Genomic DNA, 12,593 nt, shown 5'->3' with positions numbered 1-12,593 from the left:
GATGCTTTTCGGCCGGGCTCGTGAGCGATGTGCCCGGCCGCATTTCTGGTGGGATTGAATATGAGCTGGCTCGATACATTCACGCGCAGCTTCCTGGACTTCCAGGCGATGGTGGACGTCCTGCCCAACATGATCATGGTGGGTCTGAAAAACACCTTGATCCTGGCGATCGCGTCGACCCTGTTCGGCACGCTGATCGGAATGGTGCTCGCCGTGATGGGGATCTCCGAAAGCTGGCCGCTGAAGCTCATTGCACGATTTTATACCGACATCTTTCGCGGGCTGCCCGCCATCGTTACGATCCTGATCATTGGCCAAGGGTTTGCCCGGCTGGGCCGCGACTTGTTCGGTCCGTCACCTTATCCTTTGGGCATTCTGGCGCTCAGCCTGATTGCCGGGGCCTATATCGGAGAAATCTTTCGCTCAGGGATTCAGAGCGTCGAACGCGGGCAACTCGACGCCACGCGTACTCTTGGCATGACGTATGGCCAAGGCATGAGGCTGGTGGTTATTCCGCAAGGCATCCGCCGCGTGCTGCCGGCACTGGTCAACCAGTTCATCGGCAACGTCAAGGATTCCAGCCTTGTCTACTTCCTCGGGCTTCTCGCTTCGGAACGCGAACTGTTCCGGGTGGGGCAAGATCAGGCCGTCCTAACCGGCAACCTCTCCCCGCTGTTGCTGGCGGGCATATTCTACCTGGTGATCACGGTGCCTTTGACCCACCTTGTCAACTATATCGATGCGCGCATGCGCGTCGGCAAGCGCATCGTCGCTGTGCAGAGCGGGCTCAAGGAAGTCGCCGAGCTTGCCGAAGCGGGCAGGCCGGACGTTGCGAAGTCGTCCGCGGCGGCGACGACGCGTTTCAAGGGCGGCGGCATTGAAGTCAAAAACATAGATATGGCCTATGGCAACCTTCAGGTCCTGCATGACGTCAGTCTGAAAGTAGAGCCAGGGACTGTCACCTGCCTCATCGGGCCATCCGGGTCGGGCAAATCAACGTTGCTGCGATGCCTGAACCGGCTCGTCGAATGTCGCGCGGGCGACATTCTGCTCGATGGCGAAAGCATTCATAGGTCGACGCCTGACCAGCTTCGCCGGCGCGTCGGCATGGTTTTCCAGCAGTTCAATCTGTTTCCCGACCGCAGCGCGCTCGCCAATATCACTTTGGCACTGCGCAAGGTCAAAGGCGTGTCGCGCGAAAAGGCCGACCGCTTGGCCCAGGAACGACTCCAGGAGGTCGGGCTGCTGGAACGCAAGGATCACCGGCCGGCCAATCTTTCGGGCGGACAACAGCAGCGGGTGGCTATTGCGCGGGCGTTGGCGCTCGAACCTGAAGTCATGCTTTTCGATGAGGTCACCAGCGCCCTTGATCCGGAACTGGTGAAAGGCGTTCTGAATTTGATGGCAGACCTTGGGCAAAGGGGAATGACCATGGTCGTGGTCACGCACGAGATGAATTTCGCTCGCAAGGTCGCGAACCAGGTTGTGTTCATGGATGAGGGCCGGATCGTCGAAGCAGGGCGGCCGCAGGATCTTTTCGACAATCCGCAGAGCCCACGCCTTCGGCGCTTTCTGTCTGAGGTGTTGTGATTGCAATGATGTGCGCAACTTCGGGTGAGGTGGTTTTCAACCTTGCGGGACAGGGTCTGCTGCCGCTAGCTCGTCTCTTCACGATGCACCCATGGGCGGCAAGGCTTGGTGAGTGACTTCAAGATCATCAAAAAACCCAACCATCATCGAGGTCGCTCGCCGGGCCGGGGTGAGTTCCGCCACGGCAGGGCGCGTACTTGGTGATTACGGCTACAGCAGCCCCGAAGTTCAGGAGAAAGTGCGCGCCGCCGCCGCCGCGCTGGGCTATCGCCCCAACCGCCTGGCCAAAGGTTTAATCACCGGCAAGACGCAGACCATCGGGGTTGTGGTCGGCGACATCGAAAGCCCATTCTATGCCAGCGTGCTGCGCGGAATAGGGGATGTCGCGCGTAGCGGCGGCTTCGGTGTCATCGTTACGAACAGTGACGAAAATCCCGAACTCGAACGAGAGGCGGTTCAGCTCCTGTTGGAAAAGCAGGTCGACGGACTAATCGTCTCATCGACCTTTGTGGACGAGCCGGATCATCTGCGGGAGGCCGTCGCGGCCCGCTGTCCCGTCGTGCAGTTCGATCGCATCGCGGCGGGTCTGGAAACCGATTCAGTCGTGGTCGACAACGTTTCTGCAACGCGCAGCGGCATCGCGACGATGCTCGCGGCCGGCCACGGCCGCATCGCCATACTGGCGGAACTCGGGCCCGGCCAGCGCGATGATGTCGGCTCCTTTGTGGCAAACACCGATCTCTCCAGCTCTGATGTTCGCTATCATCATCCAAGCTGGCAAAGGCTATTGGGTTATTTGGAAGCCCATCGTGCCGCAGGCATCAAGCCGGATCTGCGATTGATCCGCCGCGTGGCGGTTTATTCGAGCGAGGCAGCCCGCAAGGAGGCGCTCGACCTATTGACGATGCGCAATGCCCCGTCTGCCCTGTTTACCGCCGATGGTGTCATGTCGACTGGGGTTTTGGAGGCGACTTCCGCACTGAAACTTGCGATTCCGGGAGACGTATCGTTGCTTTGCTTCGACGATCTCGACTGGATGCAGTTCGTGGCCCAAGGCATCACCGCCATAGCGCAGCCGGCGCATCTGATTGGAGCGGCAGCCGCGGAACTCCTCTTGAAGAGGCTGACCGAGACCATGATACCTTTCGAGCACCGTATCTTGACGGCCCGTCTGGTGGAGCGCAGTTCGATCGCCGTCTATACCGCATAATCCGCCCTCGCGTCCGACGAGCATGGTGAATTCGTGCGCCGCGCCCTCGACCGGAATCCAGGAAAAGCACCGGGCCATCCCCGGCGCACTGGCGCTGCTCGGGCTCGAGCCGAAGGACATCGACGTCGTCGTCAACTCGCATTTCCATTTCGACCATTGCGGCGGCCACAAGTATTTTCCGCATGCCAAGAAGATCTGCCATCGCACGGAGGTGCCGCAGGCCTGCAATCCGCAGCCTTTCGAGCATCTCGGCTATTCCGACCTGAGCTTCTCGGCGGAGCTGCGGAGGCGCGTGGCGCGACCGCGCAACTGCTGGAGGGCACACGCGCGCCACCTTCGAGGGGATCGAAGGCGACGTCGAACTCGCTAAGGGCGTCAAGCTGATCTCGACGCCCGGCCATTCGATCGGCCATTACAGCCTGCTGGTCGAGTTTCCCAGCGCAAGCCGATCATGTTCACCATCGACGCCGCCTATACCTAGAAATGCCTCGAGACGCTGTGCCAGGCGGCTTTCCACATCGACCGGTCGCCGGCGTCAATTCGATGCGCAAGGTCAAGAAGCCGGCCGAGGATCACGGCGCCGAGCTGATGTATTCGCACGACATGGACAACTTCAAGATCTACAAAACCGGCACGCAGTTCTACGGCTGACCGCCGTCAATCGGAGACAAGACCATGCGCTATCTCGAACACGCCGATCCGGTCATCACCCTGACCACGGGGCCGGTGAACGCCTACGCGGAAGTGCTGCGCGGCCTCAGCCGCACGGTGCTCTACGATTACGACCCGGCATTCCAGCTCTTCTACGAGAAGGTGGTCGACAAGGCGCAAGAGGCGATGCGGCTGTCGAACAAGCCCGTCATCCTGCATGGCGAGCCGGTGCTGGGCCTGGAAGCGGCGGCAGCGTCGCTGATCACGCCCGACGACGTCGTGCTCAACCTTGCCTCGGGTGTCTACGGCAAGGGGTTCGGCTATTGGGCAAAACGCTACTCGCCGCATCTGCTTGAGATCGAGGTGCCCTACAACGAGGCGATCGACCCGCAGGCGGTCGCCGACATGCTGAAGGCGCATCCGGAAATCACGATCGTTGCCGTCTGCCATCACGACACGCCATCGGGCACCATCAATCCGATCGACGCCATCGGCGCGCTGGTTTCGGCGCATGGTGGTTATCTCATCGTCGACGCCGTCTCGTCCTTCGGTGGCATGAAGACGCATCCGGAGGACTGCAAGGCCGACATCTATGTCACCGGCCCGAACAAATGCCTGGGAGCACCTCCCGGCCTGACGATGATGGGCATCAGCGAGCGCGCCTGGGTCAAGATGAAGGCCAATCCCCTGGCACCACGCGCGTCGATGTTGAGCATCGTCGACTGGGAGAATGCCTGGTCGCGCGAGAAGCCGTTCCCGTTCACGCCATCGGTCTCCCAAATCAACGGGCTCGATGTGGCGCTCGACCTCTATCTCAACGAGGGGCCGGAGGCCGTGTGGGCGCGCCACACGCTGACGGCAAGGGCCATGCGCGCGGGCGTCGCCGCCATGGGCCTGTCGATCTGGGCGATCAACGACAAGATTGCGTCGCCGACCACGACCGCTGTCCGGATACCGGATGGCGTCGACGAGAAGGCGCTTCGCCAGGCCGCGCGCGCTCGCTACGGCGTGGTGTTTTCGTCAGGTCGCGGCGAAACGCTGAGGAAGCTGACGCGCATCGGCCATATGGGCCCGACCGCGCAGCCGATCTATGCAATCGCGGCGTTGACGGCGCTGGGCGGCGCCATGAACGCGGCCGGCCAGAAGCTTGCGGTCGGCAAGGGCATCGACGCGGCGCTGGCCGTGATCGACGCCGACGCCTGAGCACAAATCAGATTGCAGATTGAGGGAGACATTTCATGACTGAACGGCTTGCGGGAAAGACGGCCCTGGTGACGGGCGCCGCGCAAGGCATCGGCAAGGCGATCGCGGCGCGGCTGGCAGCCGACGGCGCGACCGTCATCGTCAGCGACATCAACGCAGACGGCGCCAAGGCGGCGGCCGCCACGATCGGCGGCAAGACGAAGGCGATCGCCGCCGACATTTCCGATCCCGGATCGGTCAAGGCCCTGTTTGCCGAGATACAGGCGCTGACCGGCGGCATCGATATGGGCTAGGTCTTAGTTTGCCGGCCGAAATGGTTTCGCGAGCGAGGCTGGAAAATGCAGTGCAAGCATTTGACGATTTCGCGAAATAAGGACCAATACGACGATCGTCGCCAGATACGGCAGGGCCGACAACAGTTCGGACGGCACCTCCAGTCCCAGCGCCTGTCCCTGCAGCTGGAGGATGGTCATGCCGCCGAACAGCCATGCGCCAAGCAAGACGCGGACCGGCCGCCATGTGGCGAAGACCACCAGTGCCAGCGCGATCCAGCCTTTGCCGGCGGTCATGTTCTCGACCCATAGGGGCGTGTACGCGACCGAAAGATAAGCACCGGCCAGGCCGGCCATCGCGCCACCGAACAGCACCGCCATATAGCGTATCCTGATCACGGGATAGCCGATCGCATGGGACGTCTGTGGCGACTCGCCGATCGTGCGCAGAACGAGGCCGGCTTTTGTGCGGTAGAGAAACCAGCTTATGGCGACGAACATCAGCAGGGCCAGGTAGACCATCGGGTCGAAGCGGAAAAGCAGCGGCCCGACCAGCGGCAGGTCGGACAGAACCGGGATGCTGACGCCGTGCAGCGCTTCGATCGGTTCGCTGCCGAAGCCGCGCCCGAGGAAGGCGGACACGCCGGAGCCGAAAATCGCCAGCGCCAGACCGGCCGCATATTGGTTGGTCAGGAAAGTCAGCGCCAGCACGCCGAACAGCAGCGATGCGGCGGCGCCTGCCAACGCACCGGCAAGGATCGCGACCGGCATGGAATAGCCCGCGGTGACGGCCCAGAAGGCGAGGGCGGCGCCCATCAGCATCATGCCTTCTATGCCGAGATTGAGCACGCCGGACTTCTCGACCACGAGCTCGCCAAGCGCTGCGAATATCAGCGGCGTGGCGGCGATGATGGTGCCGGTGAAGATGGCGATGAAGAGATCCATCAGGCTGTCTCCTGCGCAAACCGAAATTCACTCATCGTGCCATCTCGAGTGCATGCGCATCTCGGGCCGGCCGTACCAGGCGAACGCGGTAAAAAATGAAGAAATCGGCGGCGAGCAGGAAGAACAGCAGGATGCCCTGAAAAATGCGCGTCAGCGCCGAGGGCAGGCCAAGCGTCATCTGCACGCCTTCGCCTCCCAGGAAAAGCAGCGACATCAGCAGCCCGCCCAACACAATGCCGAAGGCGTTCAACCGTCCGATGAAGGCGACGATGATGGCGGCAAATCCGTAGCCCGGCGAAATCTGCGGTGAGAGCTGACCGAGCGGTCCGGCGGCTTCCGCCATGCCGGCGACGCCGGCCGCGGCACCTCCCGCCAGAAGGCCGATCCACACCGCGGAGGACTCGCGAAAGCCTGCATAGCGCGCGGCAAGGGGGGCCGCGCCGCTGACCGACATCTTATAGCCGAGGAAACTGCGGTCCGTGAACAGCCACATCAGAAACACAGCCACGATGGTGACGAAGATCGAAGGATTGAGCCGATAGGCCGGATCGAAGGATCCGAACATCGCCGCCGCCGGCAGCAGCGCGGTTTGCGGATAGTTGAAGCCTGCCGGATCGCGCCACGGTCCATGCACGAGGTAGGACAGGAACAGCGTCGCGATATAGGTCATCATCAGCGTGACCAGGATCTCATTGGTGTTCATGCGCGCGCGCAGAAAGGCCGGGATCGCGGCCCATGCCATGCCGGCCCCCATGCCGGCCACGAACATCAGCGGCAACAGCAGCGCGCTCTCCGGGTTCGGCCAGAACAGTCCGACGCCGCTGGCGGCAACCGCGCCCATGGTGAACTGGCCTTCGGCGCCGATGTTCCAGACATTGGCACGGAAGCCGACCGCCAGCCCGCAAGCGATCAGGATCAGCGGCGAAGCCTTGAGCAGCCATTCGGACAAGCCGTTCATCGAGTTCAGCGGCTCGACGAAGAAGGCATAGAGCGTCAGCAGCGGATCGTGCCCGAGGGAGGCGAAAAAGATCGAGCCGACGGCCAGCGTCAAAACCGCCGCCACAAGCGGCGCGGCGATGCGCATCGGTGCGGAAGGCTCGGGTCTTTGTTCAATCCTGAAGCGCAACGTCGCTACTCCCACCTGCCATCGTATCCATGCTCATCGTTCTGCCAGTCATCAGCAGTCCGATCTCTTCACGATCGGTCGTCTTGCGCATCAGCGGTGGTGAAACCCGTCCTTGGCAGATGACCAGAAGCCGGTCGCAAATCTCGAACAGCTCATCAAGTTCCTCCGACACGACGAGCACCGCCGCGCCGGCGCGGCTGAGGTCGAGGATGGTCTGGCGGATGAAGGCGCTTGCACCGACGTCGACACCCCAGGTCGGTTGCGAAACAATAAGAAGTTTCGGCGCCAGCGCGATCTCGCGCCCGACAATGAATTTCTGCAGATTGCCGCCGGACAGGCTCTGCGCGGTCGCTCCCGGGCCGCTGGCCTTGACCTTGAACCTGTCGATGATGCCGGCGGCGAAACCACTGGCCTTGCGCCGGTTGACCAATCCGTTGCGGACGGTGCCGAAGCGATGTGCAGTCAGCACCGTGTTTTCCCATAATGTGTGCGATGGCACCGCACCCCGCCCGAGCCGCTCCTCCGGAACGAAGGCTAGACCGAGCTTGCGGCGTTCGTCGGGACGCAGGCGGGCGGCAGCCGTCTCGCCAATCCTGATCGCATCCCTTTGCTCATGCGTGCGTTCGCCGCTGAGCAGGGCGATCAGCTCGGCCTGGCCATTCCCCGAAACCCCCGCCAGGCCGACGATCTCGCCGCCATGCACGGCGAAGGACACGTCCTCCAGGTCAACGCCGAAATGGTCCCTCGCTTTCGCCGACAGGTTCCTGACTTCCAGCACCGGCTTCTCGGTTGGGACAGAGGGGCTGACATGCATTTCCGGCAGCTTCGAGCCGACCATCATGCGGGCGAGCTCGAGCGATGTCGTTTCCTTCGGACGAGCGGTGCCGGTGACCTTGCCGTTCCGCAGCACCGTGGCGGTGTCGCAGAGCTCCTGCACCTCGTCGAGCTTGTGGCTGATATAGACGATGCTGCACCCCTCGGCCGCGAGCTGCCGGAGCGTCTCGAACAGCTTGACCACGGCCTGCGGCGTCAACACGGACGTCGGTTCGTCGAGGATCAGAAGCTTCGGCGACTGCAGCAGGCAGCGCACGATTTCGACGCGCTGCCGCTCGCCGACCGAGAGGTCGTGCACCTGGCGGTCCGGGTCGATCGGCATGCCATAGCGAAGCGAAAGCTCGCGGATCTTGTCGGCAAGCGAGGGCAGGTGAAAGGCGCTGCTTGTCGAGAGCGCTATGTTCTCGACCACAGAGACGGATTCGAACAGCGCGAAGTGCTGGTAGACCATTTCGATGCCGAGCGCGCGCGACACCGCCGGATTGTGCGCGGTGATCGGATTGCCATCGCAAAAAATCTCGCCGGAATCGGCTTGCGCCGCGCCATAGATGATTTTCATCAGCGTCGATTTGCCGGCGCCGTTCTCGCCGAGCACGGCGTGGATCTCGCCGGGCTGGATCGACAGCGAGACGTCGTCGTTGGCGATGACGCCCGGATAGCGCTTGCAGATGTTGCGCAATTCTAGTCGCGGATGCATGGCGGGTCCTGCCGTGGCGTGAGGCGAGGTTGGACGGGAACCAGGTATGGAGACGCCGAAGGTCAGGCTTCGGCGTCTCCCGGCTCTGCGATGGCGATCAGCTTAGCTTGCCGATCATCCCCTTGACGAACCAGTTCATGCCGCGAATGCCGTCGTCGGTCAAAACCGATCCCGCCGCGACCTTGACCTTGCCGTCCTGGTCCTTCAACTCGCCGGCATAAGGATGCACCTTGCCGCTGCCGATGTCGGCTTCGAGCTGCTTGAGCTTGGCCTTGGTGTCGGCTGGCATGCCGTCATTGTAGGGCGCCATCTTCACGACGCCGGCGGCCAGTCCGTCCCAACGCACTTCCGGCTTCCAGCTGCCGGCGGCGACAGCCTTGGCGGCACCAACATAGTCGCTGGTCCAGTCCAGCACGAAGGAGGTCAGCTGCTTGCCCGAGCCGAACTTGGCCATGTCGCTGGCATAGCCGATCGACCAGGCGCCGCCTTCGCCGGCAACCTGGACGCCTGTCGCGGTATCGGTCATCGAACAGATAACGTCGCAGCCTTGCGAAAGCAGCGTCTTGGCCGCCTCCTTCTCCTTGCCCGGATCGAACCAGGAATTGAGGAAAATGGCGTTGCAGGTGGCGTTCGGGTTGGCGCTTTGCGCGCCGAGCAGGAGTGCATTGGCGGGGCCGACAATGTCGGGGATCGGAAAGCCGCCGATGAAGCCGATCTTGCCCGATTTCGACATATAGCCGCCCGCCGCTCCGGCGACGAAGGTGCCTTCGTAGTACTTGGCCTCGAAGGTTCCGAGATTGGCGAGATGGACGATGCCCGAGCAATGTTCGAAGGCGATCTTGGGGAAGCGCGGCGCCACCTTCTGCATCGGCGTGCCGTGCGAGAAGCTGGTGCCGAAGATCAGTTGGTTGCCGGCGCTGGCGAGCTCGCGGAAGATGCGCTCCGCGTCCTGTGGCATGAAGATGTTGTCGATGACGGTCAGGGCGACCTTGTCGCCGAATTGCGACTTGATCGCGTCGACGCCAAGACTGTGCTGCTTGGTCCAGCCGATCTCCGCAACCGGCGAGACATAGACGACGCCGATCTTGAGCACCTCCTGGGCCCGCGCGATGGTGCTCAGTCCTCCAGCGCCGATCGCGGCGCCGATCGCGCCGCTGTATTTGAGGAATCCGCGTCTTGTCAGGTCGTTCATGTTGGTAACCCTCTGTTGGTTTTTTTGGTTGATGCCCGGCTTGTCGATGCCCGGTCTGTTTTGGGGAGATGGACGTGCACGTGCCCCGCGCTGTCGCCATTTCCGGATGTCCTTGCTGGCTTCCTTGAGGGAACCAGGGTCGCCCCATCGGCCTTGCCGTCAAGGTAAGGCGCCAGCGCCTCGGCCGGCGTCATCTCCGCAAACACCTCACGGTCCATGATGTAGCCGCGCACCACGGTGCGGTGATGCGTGTCGATCAGGTCCATGGCCTGTTTCAGGCGGCCCTTTTCCAGGAGGTCGACGACCCGCGAATGGTCGTCGAGCAGATTGCAATAGTCGAAATCCGCGGTGATGAGCGAGCGCAGCAGCGTCGTGCGGCGCACGAGCTGTGCATGGATTTCCTGCATCACCTTGTTGCGGCTGAGACGTACGAAAACGATGTGGAATTCCTGCCCGAGCACATCCGCCAACGCATCGTTGCCGGCGGCAACCGCCTGGCGCTGACGTTCGACATGCTGGCGCAATTCCGCCCATCCGGCCGGGCCAAGGCGGTCGCTGAGCTGGGCGGCCACGCCCTGCTCGACAAGCGTCAGGGCGTCGTAGATTTCCATCGCCTCCTGCATGCTCGGCTTGGCGACGAAGGCGCCGCGATTGCGCTCGATCTGGGCCAGTCCGTCGTCGGCAAGCCGTATCAAGGCCTGGCGTACCACGATGCGGCTGACGTCGAATATTTCCGCGAGCTCGCGCTCGCCGAGCTTGCATCCCGGAACCAGACGGTGATCGATGATGGCGCGTGTCAGTGTGTCCGCGATCGTCTGGGAACGGCTGGTCAAGGCGCGGCTCTCCGCCATTTCGAGGACATGATCAGCAGGCTTTCCGTGGTGACGACGTGCCTCGTTGGGATGCGACATATCCCGGTTTCAGAGTTTCATGCATCGGAAGTCAATCACCGAAATCTGTCAACACAAAAAACGAATTTGGCCGACAAAAAATTATTGATTGATATCCAATCTTGTGATTTCGTCATGTCGAAACGCCGGGCTAGGTTCATGGTGAAGGGCTAGCCGAGTTGGGAGGGAAGCCGATGGCAACCCGCTGCGTCGATCGCGAGCTTCTGAACGACTGGCATATCGTCGCCGACCAGGAATCGCTTAGCCAGGATACGCCATTTCCGACACGTCTGCTGGGGGTCGACCTCGAGGTGCGCAGGCATCGCGACAGGACTGATGTCGTGCGCACCGATACCGGCGCCGCGCTGGGGAGCGCTGAACGCTACGGCTTCATCTGGGCATGTCTCGACAAGCCCTGGCGCGACATCATCTACATTCCCGAGGCCGACGAGGCCGACCGCCATCTCGTCAGTGGCGGGTCGATCGCGGTCAAGGTGTCCGGCCTTCGGGCCGTCGAGAATTTTCTCGACATGGGCCATTTCCCCTTCGTCCACACCGGCTGGCTTGGCGAAGAGCCGCATACGGAGGTGGCTCCCTACAAGGTGGAAATCACCGCCCAGGACGAGGTGCTGGCGACCGAATGCAAATTCTATCAGCCCATCGCCTCGCCGACTGCCAGGGAAGGATTTGTCGTCGACTACATCTACAAGGTGATCCGGCCCTATACAGTGGCGCTTTATAAGAGCAACCCGATCCAGAAGGACCGGCTCGATGTGATCACTTTGTTCGTGCAGCCGGTCGACGAGGAGAACTGCATCGCCCATCCCTATCTTTGCTATCTCAAGGAAGGCATGGCGGCGGCAACGGTGCGTAGCTTCATGCAGCTCATCTTCGCCCAGGACAAGCCGATCCTGGAAAACCAGGTACCCAAGCGCCTGCCGCTTGATCCGCGCGCCGAAACGCCGATCCGAGCAGACGCCGTCTCGGTTTCATACCGGCGCTGGCTGCGCGATCGGGCCGTCACCTACGGCGCCATACCGGCACAAGCCTGATGACGTCCAACGCCATTCAAAGGAAAGACGATGACAAAATGTTCGGATCCTGTGATTCTCAATCTCTGGCATCCTGTCGGTGCGATCGCCGAGGCCGCTCCTGGGGTTATCCAAGAAACAGTTTTGCTTGAGGAGCGCCTCAGTTTCGCGGTCGAGGCGAATGGAGAGCCCGTCGTCTGGCGCTCGCGGCCGGATGATCTGCGTTGGGCCGATCAGGTTCCGAGCGTCGACAGGCTTCCGGCAAGGAGCGCCTATGGCTACGTCTGGACCTCGCTTGGGTCGCCGCCAGCCGATCTGTTCCCGATCCCCGAATATGGCGAGCCGGATCGCCGCAAGCTCAACGCGGCAACCTTTGGCGTCAATGTCTCGGCGCCCCGCGCCATCGAAAATTTCCTCGACATGGGCCATTTTCCCTATGTGCACACCGACATTCTCGGCGTCGAACCGCATACCGAAGTGAAGGAATACGACGTCGAGATTTCGGTGGATCGTGACGAGATCCTGGCTACCCGTTGCCGCTTCTTCCAGCCGATGGCTTCGACTGCTTCCGATGGTGGCGCCGACGTGGATTATGTCTATCGCGTGCCGCACCCCTATTGCTCGGTGCTCTACAAATCGAGCCCGGTCGACGAGGCCCGGCGCGACGTGATCGCCATCTTCCTGCAGCCGGTCGATCAGGAGCATGTACGTGCGCACATGCTGCTTTGCGTGCTCGACGAGGACAATGAAGACAAGGTGATCAAGCGCTTCCAGCAGACGATCTTCGGCCAGGACAAGCCGATCCTCGAGAACCAGGTGCCGAAACGCCTGCCGCTCGATCCGCGTGCCGAAACCCCGATCCGTGCCGACAAGTCCGCCATCGCATACCGGCGCTGGCTCAGCCAGAAGGGCGTGACCTACGGGGTCATTCCGGCCGCGGCCTGACAAGAAA

At 62.2% G+C, this 12,593-nt stretch carries 11 protein-coding genes and 1 pseudogene; 7 read left to right on the top strand and 5 right to left on the bottom strand.

Annotated features, from left to right (window positions below; translation table 11 throughout):
• Positions 1-60 precede the first annotated feature (60 nt).
• The 5 genes and pseudogenes from FJ548_RS30670 (at position 61) to FJ548_RS01220 (ending at position 4,947) form a co-directional block, all read left to right on the top strand.
• A complete protein-coding gene (locus FJ548_RS30670) occupies positions 61-1,590 on the top strand; it encodes an amino acid ABC transporter permease/ATP-binding protein (protein WP_140610412.1) in 1,530 nt (509 codons plus the stop codon).
• Between the two features lie 112 nt (positions 1,591-1,702).
• Complete coding sequence (locus FJ548_RS01235) at positions 1,703-2,800, top strand: LacI family DNA-binding transcriptional regulator (RefSeq protein ID WP_140610413.1); 1,098 nt, start codon at positions 1,703-1,705, stop codon at positions 2,798-2,800.
• A gap of 55 nt (positions 2,801-2,855) precedes the next feature.
• Positions 2,856-3,451 (top strand): annotated as a pseudogene (locus FJ548_RS01230) (N-acyl homoserine lactonase family protein); the annotation flags it as partial.
• Positions 3,452-3,475: 24 nt separating this feature from the next.
• Positions 3,476-4,654 (top strand): alanine--glyoxylate aminotransferase family protein, encoded by a 1,179-nt coding sequence (locus tag FJ548_RS01225; RefSeq protein WP_140693759.1) that lies wholly within the window; start codon positions 3,476-3,478, stop codon positions 4,652-4,654.
• Between the two features lie 35 nt (positions 4,655-4,689).
• Positions 4,690-4,947, top strand: a complete 258-nt coding sequence (locus tag FJ548_RS01220) for an SDR family NAD(P)-dependent oxidoreductase (RefSeq protein WP_281407040.1) — start codon at positions 4,690-4,692, stop codon at positions 4,945-4,947.
• Positions 4,948-4,950: 3 nt separating this feature from the next.
• Here the strand turns inward: FJ548_RS01220 and FJ548_RS01215 are convergent, their stop codons facing one another.
• From FJ548_RS01215 to FJ548_RS01195, 5 genes are all read right to left on the bottom strand, one after another.
• The gene (locus FJ548_RS01215) at positions 4,951-5,871 is read right to left on the bottom strand and encodes an ABC transporter permease (protein WP_140610415.1); all 921 of its coding nucleotides are present in this window, start codon (positions 5,869-5,871) and stop codon (positions 4,951-4,953) included.
• Between the two features lie 31 nt (positions 5,872-5,902).
• A complete protein-coding gene (locus tag FJ548_RS01210) occupies positions 5,903-6,997 on the bottom strand; it encodes an ABC transporter permease (RefSeq protein WP_140610416.1) in 1,095 nt (364 codons plus the stop codon).
• Complete coding sequence (locus FJ548_RS01205) at positions 6,981-8,528, bottom strand: ABC transporter ATP-binding protein (RefSeq protein ID WP_140776366.1); 1,548 nt, start codon at positions 8,526-8,528, stop codon at positions 6,981-6,983. Before FJ548_RS01205 ends, FJ548_RS01210 begins: the two co-directional genes overlap by 17 nt.
• Positions 8,529-8,625: 97 nt before the next feature.
• On the bottom strand, positions 8,626-9,720 hold the full coding sequence (locus FJ548_RS01200) for a BMP family ABC transporter substrate-binding protein (RefSeq protein ID WP_140776364.1): 1,095 nt from the start codon (positions 9,718-9,720) through the stop codon (positions 8,626-8,628).
• A complete protein-coding gene (locus tag FJ548_RS01195) occupies positions 9,717-10,553 on the bottom strand; it encodes a GntR family transcriptional regulator (protein WP_140610419.1) in 837 nt (278 codons plus the stop codon). The genes FJ548_RS01200 and FJ548_RS01195 overlap by 4 nt, the downstream gene beginning before the upstream one ends.
• A gap of 251 nt (positions 10,554-10,804) precedes the next feature.
• Here FJ548_RS01195 and FJ548_RS01190 point away from each other — a divergent pair, with 251 nt between their 5' ends.
• Both FJ548_RS01190 and FJ548_RS01185 read left to right on the top strand, forming a co-directional pair.
• A complete protein-coding gene (locus FJ548_RS01190) occupies positions 10,805-11,662 on the top strand; it encodes an aromatic ring-hydroxylating dioxygenase subunit alpha (RefSeq protein WP_140776362.1) in 858 nt (285 codons plus the stop codon).
• A gap of 30 nt (positions 11,663-11,692) precedes the next feature.
• Positions 11,693-12,586, top strand: coding sequence for an aromatic ring-hydroxylating dioxygenase subunit alpha (locus FJ548_RS01185; protein WP_140776360.1), 894 nt, complete (start codon positions 11,693-11,695; stop codon positions 12,584-12,586).
• Positions 12,587-12,593: the final 7 nt, after the last annotated feature.

Source organism: Mesorhizobium sp. B2-4-17 (assembly GCF_006441275.1).
Classification (GTDB): Bacteria; Pseudomonadota; Alphaproteobacteria; order Rhizobiales; family Rhizobiaceae; genus Mesorhizobium.
This window is presented reverse-complemented; position numbering and strand designations above follow the sequence as displayed.